We start from the raw sequence: 14,918 nt of genomic DNA on the forward strand, positions 1-14,918 counted from the left end.
CCCGTCCCGGAGCGCGACCGGGCCCGCCAGCGCGCCGTCGTCGACGCGTTCCACGCCGCGGCGCGCGCCGGCGACTTCGAGGCCCTCGTCGCGGTCCTCGACCCGGACGTGGAGCTGCGCGCCGACCTCGGCGCCGCCGGCCGGCAGCACCTGCGCGGCGCCCGCGTCGTCGCCGACCAGGCGGTCACCTTCAGCCGCAGCGCGGCGTACACGTCGCGTCCCGCGCTGGTCAACGGGACCGCCGGGGTCATCTCGATGGACGGCGACCGCCCCGCGTCGGTGCTGTCGTTCACCGTCGCCGGCGGCCGCATCGTCGCGATCGACATCCTCGCCGACCCGGTCCGGATGGCGCGCCTCGACCTCGCCGTCCTGGACTGACGCGACTTCCCCGGCCCGTCGTGGGTAGGACGGGCCGGGGAGGGAGCGCCATGGAGATCCCCAAGCGGCCCGAGCCGCCGTCGGGGCTGCGCCGGACCCTGTTCCGGCTGCCGGTCCACCTGTACCGGATGGGCCTCGGCCCGCTGTTCGGGGACCGCTTCCTGCTCCTCGAACACGTGGGCCGCGCGTCCGGCGAGCCGCGGCAGGCGGTCGTCGAGGTCGTCGAGCACACCGGGGACGACTACGTCGTGTGCTCCGGCTTCGGCCCTCGGGCCGACTGGTACCGCAACCTGCTGAAGACGCCGCGGGCGACCGTCCAGGTGGGGCGCAGCCGGTTCGCCGTGACGGCCCGTCCCCTGGACGCCGAGGAAGGCGGGGAGCTGATGATCCGCTACGCGCCGCGCCATCCCCGCGCCACCGCGAGGCTCCTCCGCTACATGGGCTTCATCGTCGACGGCACCAAGGACGACTACCGGCGCGTGGGCCGCGAGCTCCCCTTCGTCCGCCTGTCCCGCGTCCGCTAGAGCGTGGTGGGGAGCGCCTCGACGGTGAGCGTGGACATCGACTGGAGGGTCTTCAGGACGGCGGGGTGCGGCACCGCGTGGACCGTCGGCAGCACCGGCACCGACGGGTACGCGAGCCGGTCCTCCGACGCGGAGAACTCCACGTGGACCTCGTCGTTGTTGCCGCGCGGGTCGAGAAGGACCCACCGGTCGTCGATCAGGGCCGCGCTGAGCCCGTGGACGAACCCGTCCACCAGCTGGTAGCACAGACCCGCCTGGATGCCCCCGGCCCGCAGCAGCGCGACGTAGGCGTTCGACTTGGCGTAGCAGAGGCCGGTCCGCTGCTCCAGGACGTCGGACGCGCGCCAGGTGACGCGGTCGTCGCCGGCGTCCATCGAATGCGGCACCCGGTCGCGGACGTGCTCGAACGCCGCTCGGGCGTAGGCGACGTCGTCCCCGGTGCGCAGGTCCGAGGCGATCTGCTGGACGAGCGGATGCTCGATGTCGATCGCCTCGGACGCGGCGAGGTAATCCCAGGGCTCGGCGGCGAACTCCATCACAGGCCGAGCAGCGACTCGATGCCCACGGTGAGCCGGTCGGAGGCGTCCACGACCTTGCGGACGGCCAGCAGCACCCCCGGCATGAACGACTCGCGGTTCATCGAGTCGTGCCGGATCGTGAACAGCTCCCCGTGCCCGCCCAGCACGACCTCCTGGTGCGCGATGGCCCCGGACAGCCGCACGGCGTGCACGTGGATCCCGTCGACGTCGGCGCCGCGGGCGCGGTCGAACTCCTCGGTGGTGGCGTCCGGCGGCGGCGCGACCCCCGCCTCCGCGCGGGCGGCGGCGACCAGCTCGGCGGTGCGGTACGCGGTGCCGGACGGGGCGTCCACCTTGTTGGGGTGGTGCAGCTCGACGATCTCCACGGACTCGAAGAACGGGGCGGCCTTCTGCGCGAAGTGCATCATCAGCACCGCGCCGATGCCGAAGTTCGGGGCGATGAGCACGTTCGGGCCCTTGCCGCCGGTCAGCCACGACCGGACCGTGTCGAGCCGCGACGGGTCGAACCCGGTGGTGCCGACGACGGCGTGCAGCCCGTGGTCCACGCACCACTTGAGGTTGTCCATGACGACGGCCGGGCGGGTGAAGTCGACGACCACCTCGGCGGCGGTCAGCGGCTCCCGGTCGTCGTCCTGGTCGACGGCCGCGACGAGCTCCATGTCGTCCGCGCCCTGCACGGCCCGGCACACCTCGGCCCCCATGCGGCCGCGCGAGCCCAGCACCCCAACCTTGATCACGTGTTCCTCCCGATGCAGCGTGCGACGAGCCTACCGGCCCGGACGCCGCCTCCCGCGCGTCAGTCCCGGTCGTCGCCGGCGACGAACAGGTTGAGCAGCCAGCTCACCACGCCGATGATGATCGCCCCCCAGAACGCGGGCCAGAACCACTCCACGTGGAACGGCACGTCCAGCTCCCCGGCCACCCAGCTGGTCAGCATCAGCAGCCCCGCGTTCACCACCAGCGCGATCAGCCCCAGCGTGACGATGTAGAACACGCAGCCGAGCACCTTGATGACCGGCTTCAGCACCGCGTTGATGATCCCGAAGATCACCGCGACGACGAGCAGCGTGAGCACCTTCTCGCCCGTGCTGCCGCCCCGCACGTCGATGCCGTCCACCACGGCGGCCGCCACCCACAGCGCGATCGCCGAGATGAGCACCCGAACGAGGATCTTCACCCCGCCCGGATACCCCGCCAGCCCCCGGCCGAACCGCGGCCGCCCTCACGGTAGGCACGCACAGCGACCACGGCGAGCATGCCCGCCGGTCGAATCCCACGGAGGGCCAGACCTCAGCCCCCGCCACGGGCAGGCACGCGGAGCGAGTGCAGCGAGCGCAGCGGGCCTGCCCGACGACGGACGAGGCGTTTCACGCGGAGCGCCAGCGGAGCGGGAAACGCCTCGTCCGTCGCAACGGGGGTTCCAGGGGGTCGCCCCCCGGGGCTAGCTGAGCCGGTCTCCGACCGGGCCGATGACGGTGAGGGCCTGCGGGGCGGCGAGGATCTCGCTGGCGACGGCGCGGACGTCGTCGAGGGTGACGGCCTCGATGCAGGCGAGGACGTCGTCGACCGGCAGCAGCGACTCGTACACCAGCTCGCTCTTGCCGATGCGGCTCATCCGGGAGCCGGTGTCCTCCAGGCCGAGGACCATGGCGCCGCGCAGCTGGCCCTTGCCGCGTTCGAGCTCCTCCTCGGTGAGGCTCTGCTCGGCGGCGCGGCCCACCTCGTCCCGGCAGATCGACAGGACCTCCTCGACCTTGCCGGGCTGGCAGCCGGCGTAGACGCCGAAGATGCCGGAGTCGGCGTACTGGGCGGTGTAGCTGTACACCGAGTAGGCCAGGCCGCGCTTCTCGCGGATCTCCTGGAAGAGACGGGACGACATGCCGCCGCCGAGCGCCGCGTTGAGGACGCCGAGGGCGAAGCGGCGGTCGTCGGTGCGGCACACGCCGGGGACGCCGAGGACGATGTGCGCCTGCTCGGTGTCCTTGTCGATGACGACGGTGCGCGGGTCGACGGGCGCGGCGGGGCCGCCGACGCGCGGCGGGGCGGGCTCGGCGTCGCCGGTCAGGTGCCCGGCGAACGCGTCCGACACCAGCCGGACGACCTCGTCGTGGTCGATGTTCCCGGCGACGGACACCACGAGGTTGGACGGGGTGTAGTGCTCCCGGTAGTAGCCGTGGATGCGGTCGCGGGACAGCGCGTTGATCGAGTCCTCGGTGCCGAGGATGGGGCGGCCGAGCGGGGTGTCGCCGTACAGCGCGGTGGCGAACTCGTCGTGGATGAGGTCGCCGGGGTCGTCGTCGCGCATGTGGATCTCTTCGAGGATCACGCCGCGCTCGGCCTCGACGTCCTCGGGCCGGTTCACCGAGTCGGCGACCATGTCGGACACGACGTCGACGGCGAGCGGGAGGTCGGAGTCCAGCACCCGCGCGTAGTAGCAGGTGTACTCCTTGGCGGTGAACGCGTTGAGGTCGCCGCCGACCGCGTCGATCGCGGCGGAGATCTCCAGCGCCGACCGCCGCTTCGTGCCCTTGAACAGCACGTGCTCGAGGTAGTGGCTGGCGCCGGCGTCCGCGGGCGCCTCGTCGCGGGACCCGACGGCCGACCAGACGCCGAACGCCGCGGACCGCACCGCCGGCGTCGACTCGGTGATGATCCGCAGCCCGCCGGGCAGCACGGTGCGGCGGACCGCGCCGGCGTCGTCGGTGTGGATCGTGGTGGTGGTGCCGGGCTCCTGCGCCCGCGCCGGCAGGGTCACGGTGTCGCTCGCATTCGGTGGTGGTCCGGGGACGGGACGGTTCGGGGGGCGGAAAGCGGCCGACCGGCCTGCCCGGGGCGGGCAGGCCGGTCGGTCATCGCGTGCTCGGTCAGGAGTTGCGCTGGCCGGCGTCGTCGGAGCCGCGGCGGGTGCGGCGGCGGCGCGGGGCGCGCTTGTCGCCGTCCTCGCGGCGCTCGCGGCGCTCGCCGGAGTCGCCCGCGTCGCCGTCGGCCTCGGCCGCGGCGGGCTCGCCGCCGTCGGCGCGCTCGGCGGCCTCGCGCTCGATCACCTCGACCGGCACCAGCGACAGCTTGCCGCGCTGGTCGATCTCGGTGACCTCGACCTGGATCTTCTCGCCGACGCCCATCACGTCGTCGACGTTCTCGATCCGGGCGCCGCCGTGCAGCTTGCGGATCTGCGAGACGTGCAGCAGGCCGTCCTTGCCGGGCAGCAGCGACACGAACGCGCCGAACGTGGTGGTCTTGACGACGGTGCCGAGGAACCGCTCGCCGACCTCCGGCATGTGCGGGTTCGCGATCGCGTTGATCGCGGTCCGCGCCGCCTCGGCGGACGGGCCGTCGGTCGCGCCGACGTAGATGGTGCCGTCGTCCTCGATCGTGATGTCGGCGCCGGTGTCGTCCTGGATCGAGTTGATCATCTTGCCCTTCGGGCCGATGACCTCGCCGATCTTGTCGACCGGGACCTTGATGGTGATGATCCGCGGCGCGTTCGGGCTCATCTCGGCGGGCGCCTCGATGGCCTCCTGCATCACGTCCAGGATCGCCAGGCGGGCGCCCTTGGCCTGCTTCAGCGCGGCGGCCAGCACCGAGGCGGGGATGCCGTCGAGCTTGGTGTCGAGCTGCAGCGCGGTGATCAGGTCGCGGGTGCCGGCGACCTTGAAGTCCATGTCGCCGAACGCGTCCTCGGCGCCGAGGATGTCGGTGAGGGTGACGTACTCGTCGCCCTCGTTGATCAGGCCCATCGCGATGCCCGCCACCATCTGCTTGAGCGGGACGCCCGCGTCCAGCAGCGACATGGTGGACGCGCAGACCGAGCCCATCGAGGTGGAGCCGTTGGACCCGAGGGCCTCCGACACCTGCCGGATCGCGTACGGGAACTCCTCGCGCGACGGCAGCACCGGGATCAGCGCGCGCTCGGCGAGCGCGCCGTGCCCGATCTCGCGGCGCTTGGGCGAGCCCACCCGGCCGGTCTCGCCGGTGGAGTACGGCGGGAAGTTGTAGTTGTGCATGTAGCGCTTGGTGCGCTCGGGGTTCAGCGTGTCGATCATCTGCTCCATGCGGAGCATGTTCAGCGTCGTCACGCCGAGGATCTGCGTCTCGCCGCGCTCGAACAGCGCCGACCCGTGCACCCGCGGGAGGACGTGCGCCTCGGCGGTGAGCTGGCGGATGTCCTTCAGCCCGCGGCCGTCGATGCGCAGCCCGTCGCGGATGACCCGCTCGCGGACCAGCTTCTTGGTGACGGCGCGGTAGGCGGCGGAGATCTCCTTCTCGCGGCCCTCGAACTGCTCGGCGAGCTTCTCCTGCGCGGCGGCCTTGATCTCGTCGAGGCGGGCCTCGCGCTCCTGCTTGCCGGCGATCGTCAGCGCCTGGGCGAGGTCGCCGCTGACGGCGTCGGTGACGGCGGCGAGCACGTCGTCCTGGTAGTCCAGGAAGATCGGGTACTCGGCGGTCTCCTTCGCGGCGACGGCCGCGAGGTCGCTCTGCGCCTTGCACAGCACCTTGATGAACGGCTTGGCCGCCTCCAGGCCCTGCGCGACGGTCTCCTCGGTCGGGGCGGTCGCGCCCTCGCCGACGAGCTTGATGGTGTCGCGGGTGGACTCCGCCTCCACCATCATGATCGCGACGTCGCCGTCCTCCAGCACCCGGCCGGCGACGACCATGTCGAAGGTCGCGCGCTCCAGCTCGGGGTGGGTCGGGAAGCCGACCCACTGGCCGTCGATCAGCGCGACGCGGACGCCGCCGATCGGGCCGGAGAACGGCAGGCCGGCCAGCTGGGTGGACATCGACGCGGCGTTGATCGCCACGACGTCGTACAGGTGGTCGGGGTGCAGCGCCATGATCGTCTCGACGATCTGGATCTCGTTGCGCAGCCCCTTGCGGAACGACGGCCGCAGCGGCCGGTCGATCAGCCGGCAGGTCAGGATCGCGTCCTCGGACGGGCGGCCCTCGCGGCGGAAGAACGAGCCGGGGATGCGCCCGGCCGCGTACATCCGCTCCTCGACGTCCACGGTCAGCGGGAAGAAGTCCAGGTTCTCCTTGGGCTTCTTGGACGCGGTGGTCGCCGACAGCACCATCGTCTCGTCGTCGAGGTAGGCGACGGCGGAGCCGGCCGCCTGGCGGGCCAGCCGGCCCGTCTCGAACCGGATGGTGCGGGTGCCGAACGTGCCGTTGTCGATCACGGCCTCGGTGCTCTGCGCTCCGTCGATGCGCACGGCTTCTGTCACGGGAAACCTCCTCAGGGTTCCTTCGTCGGTCCTCGCGGCCGTTTCCCGTGGCTTGTCACGCTGCCGGTCTTCGATCGAAGCACCCGGATCGTCAGGCCCGCCGATGCGGCGGGACGGATCCGGAAGCCACTACCGAGGACCGGCCCGCACCAGCGGTGTCCGCGAGGCTCTTCTCTTCGGTTCTCACCCCCGGACGGGACGTCGCGGCCCCGTCCGGGTCATAGAAAGAGAGGGAGCGGCCCGGCGGGCCACTCCCTCACCGTGCTAGCGGCGCAGACCGAGTCGCTCGATCAGCTGCCGGTAGCGGTTGATGTCCTTGTTGCTCAGGTACTTCAGGAGCCGGCGACGACGGCCGACCAGCAGCAGCAGGCCGCGGCGGCTGTGGTGGTCGTGCTTGTGCTCCTTGAGGTGCTCGGTCAGATCGTTGATGCGGCGCGTCAGCAGCGCGACCTGGACCTCCGGGGATCCGGTGTCACCCTCAGTGGTCGCGTACTCGGCGATGATCTGGTTCTTCGTGGCGGTGTCGAGCGACACGTGGCTCCTTCGATGAGATCGTCACCCGCAGATCCGGGCCCGGTGGGCGCTCAGGTCCGCATGGTGCGTTTTGAGAGGTGGCGAGCCGCATGAGGGTGCAGCTCGGCCGCGCCGGGACCCACCCGGCGACTCTTCACCGTACCATGCTGTGTTCACTGCAATACCGGCCCAAGGGCCTCGCCTGGCGGCTCGGCCCTTGACCGGTCTTGGGCGAGCGCGAACTCGCTTCGCGAGCTTCCCGGTGGGGGCTCGCCTTCGGCTTCGCCCCCACCGGTCAGATAGCGCGCTCGCGTGACGGTTGAGGTCGGTGGGGACGGTGCGGCCCGGCGGGGCTACGCGGTGATCTCGCGGGCCCGGTCCACGTCGCGGTGCATCTCCTCGATGAGGGCCTCGATCGAGTCGAACTTCAGCGTGTCCCGGATGCGGGCGGTGAAGTCGACGCCCATGTGCTCGCCGTACAGGTCGAGGTCGTCGCGGTCGAGGGCGTACGCCTCGACGGTCCGCTCCCCCGCGCCCTCGAACGTCGGGTTGGTGCCGATGGAGATCGCGGCGGGCCAGCGGAAGCCGGGGTAGCGGTCGGTGTCGGCGACCAGCCAGCCGCCGTACACGCCGTCCGCGGGGATCGCGGTGTGCGGCAGCGTCTCCAGGTTCGCGGTGGGGAAGCCGAGCGCCCGGCCCCGCTGGTGGCCGCGGACGACCACGCCCTCGACGCGGTGCGGGCGGCCGAGCGAGGCCGCGGCGCCCTCGACGTCGCCGGCCTCCAGCCGCTCCCGGATGTAGGTGGAGGAGATCGTGTCGCCGTTGGCGACGAGCGGCATGCCCTCGGCGGTGAAGTCGTACTTGGCGCCGAGCTCCTTCAGCAGCGCGACGTCGCCCTTGGCCTTGTGCCCGAACCGGAAGTCCTCGCCGACGATGACGTGGGCCGCGTGCAGCCGGTCGACCAGGACCTGCTGGACGAACTCGTCCGGCGGCGTCTTCGACAGGTCCAGCGTGAACGGCACGACCACGACCGCGTCGGTGCCGAGGCCCTCCAGCAGCTCGATGCGGCGCTGGGTGGTGGCGAGCAGCGGCGGGTGGGTGCCGGGCCGGACGACCTCGTCGGGATGCGGGTCGAAGGTGATCGTGACCGAGCGCAGGCCGCGGCGGCGCGCCTCCTCGGCGGCGGCGCCGACGATCCGCTGATGACCGAGGTGCACCCCGTCGAACACCCCGATGGTGACCACCGAACGGCCCCAGTCGGCGGGAACCTCGTCGAGGCCATGCCAGCGCCGCACCATGCTCTCCCTGCGTAGGACGTCCCTGCGGGTTCTGTCTGTCGACATAAGGGTGCCATGCGCCGTCCGGTGCCGTTACCGAGGGGGCGCGCTTCGGCCCCGTCGGGCGATCACCCCGCCTGGTAGACGACGAACGAGACGGCGATGTACTGCAGGACGTACGCGGCGAGCGTGCAGGCGTGGAACACCTCGTGGAAGCCGAACCAGCGCGGGGACGGGTTGGGGCGGCGCAGCCCGTAGACGATCCCGCCGACGCTGTAGCAGACGCCTCCGAGCGCGACCATGAGGCAGGCGACGAGGCCCGCGCCGTCCAGGAACTGTGGCAGGAAGAACACGGCGACCCAGCCGAGCACGATGTAGAGGGTCACGTAGAGCGCGCGCGGGGCGCCGATCCAGGTGGTGCGGAACACCACGCCGGCGATGGCTCCCGTCCACACGGTGACCAGGACGGCGATGCGGACGCCGCCGTCGAGGGCCAGCACGGCGAACGGCGTGTAGGTCCCGGCGATGATCAGGTAGATGTTGGCGTGGTCGAAGCGGCGCAGCACCTCGATCAGCCGGTGCGAGCTGGCCTGCCGGTGGTACGTCCCCGAGATCCCGAACAGCAGCCCGGACGTGGCGACGTAGACGGCGGACGAGAGCCGGGCGAGCGGGGTGGGGCCGAGCGCGACGAGGACGAGCCCGGCGACCATGACGGCGGGGAACGCGCCGAGGTGCAGCCAGCCGCGCATCCGCGGTTTGGTGGGGGACGCGGCGGCGTCCGGTCCCGGGTCGCCGGCGGGGTCGGTCACGGGATCGGTCACCGTGTTCATGGGCAGCCTCCTCTGCAACTAACCTACGGTTGAGTAGGTTACGCCACCGTAGGTTCGTCCGCACCGGCGCCCCGGGTGACGCTCGCCACGGCGCCCGCCGGACACCGGGCACGGGCGCTCGCCGACACGCATGATCCGATGCCGCGGCGCCCTATCTCAACCCCCATGGGCCGATGGGCGCGCCCATGCCGCACCAGCCCTGCCTCCGCCTCGCCCGCGCGGTCGTCTTCGCCACGGTCTGCCTGGCCCTGACCACCGCCGGTCACGGTCCCTGGCGGCTCCTCCTGGCCGCCGTCCTCTCCCCCGCCGCGCCCCCGGCCGCCCTGGTCATGCCCGCAGCCGGGCTAGCCGACGAAGACGGCGAGGGGCTTGGCGAGCTTGCCCTGCTCCTCGACCAGGGCCAGAAGGGTCCCGTCCGGCGCGAACACGCCGACGGGGCCCGGGCCCAGGCCGGCCGCCGCGAGACGCCCGCCGTGCGCGACCTTGCGGGCGTCGTCCTCCGACACGTCCCGGCGCGGGAACACCGCCGCGACCGCCTCCGCCATCGGCAGGATCTCCAGCTTCTCGCCCAGCTGGTCGAGCGTGCGCGCCATCGCCAGGTCGTACGGGCCCACCCGGGTGCGGCGCAGCGCCGTCAGATGCCCGCCGCAGCCGAGCGCCGCGCCGAGGTCGCGGGCCAGCGCCCGGATGTACGTGCCCGACGAGCACGCCACCGACGCGTCCACGTCGATAACCTCGCCGTGCCGCCGGACGTCCAGGACCCGGAACTCGTGCACCGTCACCGGACGGGCCGCGAGCTCGACCTCCTCGCCTTTGCGGGCCATCTTGTACGCCCGCTGGCCGTTCACCTTGATCGCGCTGACCTGCGGCGGCACCTGCTCGATCGGCCCGGTCAGCGCCGCGACCCCCGCGTGCAGCGCCTCGTCCGTCACGGACGCGGCGGACGCCGTCGCGGTGATCTCGCCCTCGGCGTCGTCGGTGTTGGTCGACTCGCCCAGCCGGATCGTCGCGTCGTACCCCTTCTCCGTCAGCGCGAGATGGCCGAGCAGCCGGGTCGCCTTCCCCACGCCGAGGACCAGCACGCCCGTCGCCATCGGGTCCAGCGTCCCCGCGTGGCCGACGCGGCGGGTCTTCGCCAGCCGCCGCATCTTCCCGACCACGTCGTGCGAGGTCCAGTCCGCCGGCTTGTCCACGATGACAAGTCCCGAGTTCTCCACGCGCGCGCTCTCTACTCTCCGTCGGGGCCCGGCTCGCGCAGCGCGGCGCGCAGCCGGTCGATGATCCAGGCGGGCTCCCCGCCCATGGTGAACGCGGCGGCGGTGCGGTGCCCGCCCCCGCCCAGCTCCACGCAGGCGCGGCCGACGTCCACCGCGCCCTTCGCGCGCGTCGACACGTACCACTCGCCCCGGTCGTTCTCCTTCAGCACGACCGCGACCTCGGCCTCGTCGGTGCGCCTCAGCTGGTCGATGACGCCCTCCAGCTGGTCGTAGGGGACGTCGCGGGCCTCCCGGTCGGAGCGGGCGATCGTCGTCCAGACCAGGCCCCGGCCGCCCGCCGCGTCCCGCTCCAGCCGGGCCCGCGACAGCGCCCCGGCCAGCACCTGCAGGTAGCCGAACGGCGCCCGGTCCCACAGCTCCCGGCTGACCGCCTCCGGCCGGACGCCCGCCGTCAGCAGCCGTCCCGCCAGGTCGTGGACCTCCGGGGTCGTGCACGGGTACTTGAACGAGCCGGTGTCGCTGGCCAGCCCCGCGTACAGGCCCTGCGCGATGTCGCCGTCGAGCGGCACGCCGAGCCGCCGGATCAGCTCCTCGACCAGCACCGCCGTCGCGGCCGCGTCCGGATCGACCAGCCGCACGCCGCCGAACCCGACGTTGGACGCGTGGTGGTCGACGACGATCAGGTTCCCGGCCCGGCCCGCCGCGCCCGCGAGCGACCCGAGCCGCGACTGCCCCGCCGCGTCCAGGGAGATCATCAGCGCCGGCGCGGCCGGCATCCGCGCGGGCTCGACCAGGAACTCCTGGCCCGGCAGGAACCGCAGGATCGCCGGCACCGCGAACGGCTCGCCGAACGAGGCCAGGCACCGCTTGCCCATGGCGTGCAGCGCCTGCGCGAGCGCGAGCATCGAGCCGAGCGCGTCGCCGTCCGGGGCGATGTGGCAGGCGAGGCACACCTCGTCGGCCGCCTCGATCAGCTCCACGGCCCGGTCCCAGTCCATGCGCAGGGACGGCGGCACGGCCGGCCGCGCCTCGGAGTCGTTCACCTCAGCGCCGCCCGCGCCGGCGCCGTTCGGAGCGGCACCGTTCGGTCCGGCGCCGTTCGCGACTCCGTTGGGGGCGGCACCGTTCAGGGCCGTGACGGGCTGCGCCGGGGACCCGCCGCGGACCCCCGCGCCCCGCGGCACGACGTCGTGGCCGCTCGCCGGATGCCCGCCCATCCCGTGCAGGGCGCACTCCTCGGCCCGGGCGGCTCCCGATCCCTCCGCCCGCCATTCCGGCCCGTTCACGACGACGGGCGTCCGGACCGGCCGTCCTCACCGTCCTCCGCCGCGCCCAGGTCGTCCAGGTCCTCGTCCTCGAGGTCCTCCTCGGAGGCGGGCTCGCGGTACGGGTTGGCCTCCCCCGCCGGGGACGCCCCCTGCGCCGCCCGCGCCACCTCGGCGTCCTTCGCGCGGGCCTTGGCGAGCAGGTCGTCGATGTGCGCCGCGTTCTCCATCAGGGAGTCCATGACGAACGTGATGCTGGGCGTGTGCCGCACCCCGGTCTTCCTGCCCACCTCCGACCGGATGACGCCCTTGGCGCTCTCCAGGGCCGCCGCCGTCTCGGCGCGCTCGCCGTCCGACCCGTACACCGTGTAGTACACGGTCGCGTCGCGCAGGTCGTTGGTGATGCGGGTGTCCGTCACGGTCACGAAGCCGAGCCGCGGATCCTTGATCCGCCTCTCCAGCATCTCGGCCACGATCTGCTGGATGCGGTCGGCGAGCTTGCGCGCCCGAGCTGCGTCCACCATGATCGCACTCCCTTTCTCTATGGTCGCGGGGTCCCGCGGGAGACCGGCCCCCGCGGGCCCCGGTGTGCCGGCCGTCCTCCGCTCCGCCGGGGCGGGGCGGGGCACGGCCGGTCAGTCCTCGTCGTCGTTGAACAGCCGCTGCCGCGCGGACAGCAGCTCGATCTCCGGCCGCCCGAACACCAGGCGCTCGCACTGGTCGAGCACCTGGGTGCAGTTGGCCGCGGTGCCCGAGACCACGGCGATCCCGATCTCCGCCCTGCGGTGCAGGTCGTTGTCACCGGTCTCGGCCACGGCCACCCCCGGGAAGTGCTTGCGCACCTCGGCGATGATGGGCCGGACCACCGACCGCTTCTGCTTCAGCGACCGCACGTCCCCCAGCAGCAGGTCGAGCGTCAGCGCACCCACGTACACCTGGTCGATCACCTCGGGATCCACAGTAGGAACGACGGCGATCAGCCGCCGTGTTCCCGGACCGCCCGGCGCCCGGGAACGACAGACGCCAGGCTAGAAGAATCGCCTGGCGTCGTGTCACATTTTCTCACCGGTCCGCCCCGGACGGCCGCCCGCGCGGACCGGGCCCGGAGGCCTGGTCCGCGCGGACGGTCCGTACCGCGGACGATCGGTGCCGCGAGCGCGGGCCTCAGTCGCGAGGCTTCTCCCGCATCTCGAAGCACTCGATGACATCGCCGAGCTTGATGTCGTTGTAGCCGACCCCGATGCCGCACTCGAAGCCCTCGCGGACCTCGGTCGCGTCGTCCTTGAAGCGGCGCAGCGACGACACCGTGAGGTTGTCGGCGACCACGACGCCGTCGCGGACGAGGCGCGCCTTGGCGTTGCGCTGGATGATCCCCGAGGTGACCATCGAACCGGCGACGTTGCCGATCCGCGGCACCTTGAAGATCTCCCGGACCTCGGCGGTGCCCAGCTGGGCCTCCTCGAACTCCGGCTTCAGCATGCCCTTGAGGGCGGCCTCGATCTCGTCGATCGCCTGGTAGATGACCGAGTAGTAGCGGATGTCGACGCCCTCGCGGTCGGCCAGTTCCTGCGCGTTGCGCTCCGGCCGGACGTTGAAGCCGATGATGACCGCGCCCTCCTCGGACGCCAGCGACAGGTTGACGTCGTCCTGCGTGATCGCGCCGACACCGCGGCGGATGATCCGCAGGCTGACCTCGTCGCCCACGTCGATCTTGAGCAGCGAGTCCTCCAGCGCCTCGACGGAACCGGAGACGTCGCCCTTGAGGATGAGCAGCAGTTCCTGCCGCTTGCCCTCCTGGAAGTCCTTGAACAGCTCTTCGAGGGAGCTGCTCTTGCGGGACTTGAGCAGTTCGGCGTTGCGCTTGCGCGCCACCCGCTTGTCGGCGATCTGCCGGGCCACCCGGTCGTCGTCGACGACCAGGAAGTTGTCCCCGGCGCCGGGCACGGCCGCGAGGCCGAGCACCATCACCGGACGGGACGGGCCCGCCTCCTCGACGTTGTTGCCGTTCTCGTCGAGCATCGCCCGGACGCGGCCGCTGGCCACGCCGCAGACGATCGAGTCGCCGACCCGCAGCGTGCCGCGCTGCACCAGCACGGTCGCCACGGCGCCCCGGCCCTTGTCCAGGTGGGCCTCGATGGCCGAGCCCTGGGCGGGCATGTCGGGGTTGGCCTGCAGCTCCAGCTCGGCGTCGGCGGTCAGGATGATCGCCTCGAGCAGCCCGTCGATGTTGGTGCCCTGCTTGGCGGACACGTCGACGAACTGGGTCTGACCGCCGAACTCCTCGGCGACCAGGCCGTACTCGGTGAGCTGCGCCCGCACCCGGTTCGGGTCGGCGCCCTCGACGTCGATCTTGTTGACCGCGACGACGATCGGCACCCCGGCCGCCGTGGCGTGGTCGATCGCCTCGGTGGTCTGCGGCTTCACGCCGTCGTCCGCCGCGACCACCAGCACCACCAGGTCGGTGGTGTCGGCACCGCGGGCACGCATGGCGGTGAACGCCTCGTGACCCGGGGTGTCGATGAAGGTGATCTTGCGCTCCTCGCCGTCGACCTCGGTCTCGACCTGGTAGGCGCCGATGTGCTGGGTGATGCCGCCGGCCTCGCCGGCCTGCACGTTGGCGTGCCGGATGGCGTCCAGCAGCTTGGTCTTACCGTGGTCGACGTGGCCCATGACGGTGACCACCGGCGGGCGGGACACGAGGTTCTCCTCGCCGCCCTCGTCCTCGCCGTACTCGATGTCGAACGACTCGAGCAGCTCGCGGTCCTCGTCCTCGGGGCTGACGACCTGGACGTCGAAGTCCAACTCGAGCCCGAGGGCCTGCAGGTCGTCGGGGTCGACGGACTGCGTCGCGGTGACCATCTTGCCGAGGTGCATCATGATCGCGACGAGCGACGCCGGGTTGGCGCCGATCTTCTCGGCGAAGTCGGTCAGCGACGCGCCCTGCGGCAGCCGGATGGTCTTGCCGTTGCCGCGCGGAGCCGAGACGCCGCCGACGGCGGGCGCCTGCATGTTCTCGAACTCTTGACGGCGCGCCCGCTTCGACTTGCGGCCGCGCGCGGGACGCCCGCCGGGACGGCCGAACGCGCCCTGCGTGCCGCCGCGACCGCGACCGCCGCCGCCCGGACGGGGGCCGAAGCCGCCGCCACCGGGACGACC

Annotated in this window: 14 protein-coding genes and 1 pseudogene; 2 read left to right on the forward strand and 13 right to left on the reverse strand. The window is 72.4% G+C overall.

Annotated features, from left to right (window positions below):
- Both F9B16_RS51670 and F9B16_RS41820 read left to right on the forward strand, forming a co-directional pair.
- Positions 1 to 378 (forward strand): annotated as a pseudogene (locus tag F9B16_RS51670) (RNA polymerase subunit sigma-70); the annotation flags it as partial.
- A 50-nt stretch (positions 379 to 428) separates the two neighbouring features.
- Positions 429 to 902 carry a nitroreductase family deazaflavin-dependent oxidoreductase gene (locus F9B16_RS41820; protein ID WP_151545810.1) on the forward strand — a complete coding sequence of 158 codons (474 nt, stop codon included), beginning with the start codon at positions 429 to 431 and terminating at the stop codon, positions 900 to 902.
- On the opposite strand, the gene F9B16_RS41825 is transcribed toward F9B16_RS41820, so the two are convergent.
- The 13 genes from F9B16_RS41825 to infB form a co-directional block, all read right to left on the reverse strand.
- Positions 899 to 1,438, reverse strand: a complete 540-nt coding sequence (locus F9B16_RS41825) for a transglutaminase-like domain-containing protein (RefSeq protein WP_151545819.1) — start codon at positions 1,436 to 1,438, stop codon at positions 899 to 901. The genes F9B16_RS41820 and F9B16_RS41825 overlap by 4 nt on opposite strands.
- Positions 1,438 to 2,178 carry a 4-hydroxy-tetrahydrodipicolinate reductase gene (gene dapB, locus F9B16_RS41830; protein ID WP_151545811.1) on the reverse strand — a complete coding sequence of 247 codons (741 nt, stop codon included), beginning with the start codon at positions 2,176 to 2,178 and terminating at the stop codon, positions 1,438 to 1,440. Before dapB ends, F9B16_RS41825 begins: the two co-directional genes overlap by 1 nt.
- Before the next feature lie 59 nt (positions 2,179 to 2,237).
- A complete protein-coding gene (locus tag F9B16_RS41835) occupies positions 2,238 to 2,618 on the reverse strand; it encodes a phage holin family protein (RefSeq protein WP_151545812.1) in 381 nt (126 codons plus the stop codon).
- A 264-nt stretch (positions 2,619 to 2,882) separates the two neighbouring features.
- Positions 2,883 to 4,196, reverse strand: a complete 1,314-nt coding sequence (locus F9B16_RS41840; protein ID WP_151545813.1) for a M16 family metallopeptidase — start codon at positions 4,194 to 4,196, stop codon at positions 2,883 to 2,885.
- A 109-nt stretch (positions 4,197 to 4,305) separates the two neighbouring features.
- On the reverse strand, positions 4,306 to 6,642 hold the full coding sequence (locus F9B16_RS41845; protein WP_151545820.1) for a polyribonucleotide nucleotidyltransferase: 2,337 nt from the start codon (positions 6,640 to 6,642) through the stop codon (positions 4,306 to 4,308).
- A 282-nt stretch (positions 6,643 to 6,924) separates the two neighbouring features.
- Positions 6,925 to 7,194 (reverse strand): 30S ribosomal protein S15, encoded by a 270-nt coding sequence (gene rpsO, locus F9B16_RS41850; protein WP_021599383.1) that lies wholly within the window; start codon positions 7,192 to 7,194, stop codon positions 6,925 to 6,927.
- 332 nt (positions 7,195 to 7,526) lie between these two features.
- The gene (locus F9B16_RS41855; protein ID WP_151545814.1) at positions 7,527 to 8,468 is read right to left on the reverse strand and encodes a bifunctional riboflavin kinase/FAD synthetase; all 942 of its coding nucleotides are present in this window, start codon (positions 8,466 to 8,468) and stop codon (positions 7,527 to 7,529) included.
- Between the two features lie 110 nt (positions 8,469 to 8,578).
- Positions 8,579 to 9,280 (reverse strand): PAQR family membrane homeostasis protein TrhA, encoded by a 702-nt coding sequence (trhA, locus tag F9B16_RS41860; RefSeq protein WP_151545815.1) that lies wholly within the window; start codon positions 9,278 to 9,280, stop codon positions 8,579 to 8,581.
- Between the two features lie 344 nt (positions 9,281 to 9,624).
- The gene (gene truB / locus F9B16_RS41865; protein ID WP_151545816.1) at positions 9,625 to 10,497 is read right to left on the reverse strand and encodes a tRNA pseudouridine(55) synthase TruB; all 873 of its coding nucleotides are present in this window, start codon (positions 10,495 to 10,497) and stop codon (positions 9,625 to 9,627) included.
- An 11-nt stretch (positions 10,498 to 10,508) separates the two neighbouring features.
- A complete protein-coding gene (locus F9B16_RS41870) occupies positions 10,509 to 11,783 on the reverse strand; it encodes a DHH family phosphoesterase (RefSeq protein ID WP_225992418.1) in 1,275 nt (424 codons plus the stop codon).
- Positions 11,780 to 12,286, reverse strand: a complete 507-nt coding sequence (gene rbfA, locus F9B16_RS41875; RefSeq protein WP_151545817.1) for a 30S ribosome-binding factor RbfA — start codon at positions 12,284 to 12,286, stop codon at positions 11,780 to 11,782. The genes F9B16_RS41870 and rbfA overlap by 4 nt, the downstream gene beginning before the upstream one ends.
- A gap of 111 nt (positions 12,287 to 12,397) precedes the next feature.
- Positions 12,398 to 12,709: a DUF503 domain-containing protein gene (locus F9B16_RS41880; RefSeq protein ID WP_225992419.1), complete on the reverse strand. Its 312-nt coding sequence runs from the start codon at positions 12,707 to 12,709 to the stop codon at positions 12,398 to 12,400.
- 217 nt (positions 12,710 to 12,926) lie between these two features.
- The coding region (gene infB, locus F9B16_RS41885; protein WP_151545818.1) for a translation initiation factor IF-2 at positions 12,927 to 14,918 on the reverse strand (1,992 nt) is incomplete at its 5' end.

This window comes from Actinomadura montaniterrae (assembly GCF_008923365.1).
Taxonomy (GTDB): domain Bacteria; phylum Actinomycetota; class Actinomycetes; order Streptosporangiales; family Streptosporangiaceae; genus Spirillospora; species Spirillospora montaniterrae.

Bases quoted from the DNA above. Each gene is read 5' to 3' on its own strand.
- F9B16_RS41820 (WP_151545810.1), top strand. From the start codon at position 429: ATGGAGATCCCCAAGCGGCCCGAGCCGCCGTCGGGGCTGCGCCGGACC.
- F9B16_RS41825 (WP_151545819.1), bottom strand. From the start codon at position 1,438: ATGGAGTTCGCCGCCGAGCCCTGGGATTACCTCGCCGCGTCCGAGGCG.
- trhA (WP_151545815.1), bottom strand. From the start codon at position 9,280: ATGAACACGGTGACCGATCCCGTGACCGACCCCGCCGGCGACCCGGGA.
- rbfA (WP_151545817.1), bottom strand. From the start codon at position 12,286: ATGGTGGACGCAGCTCGGGCGCGCAAGCTCGCCGACCGCATCCAGCAG.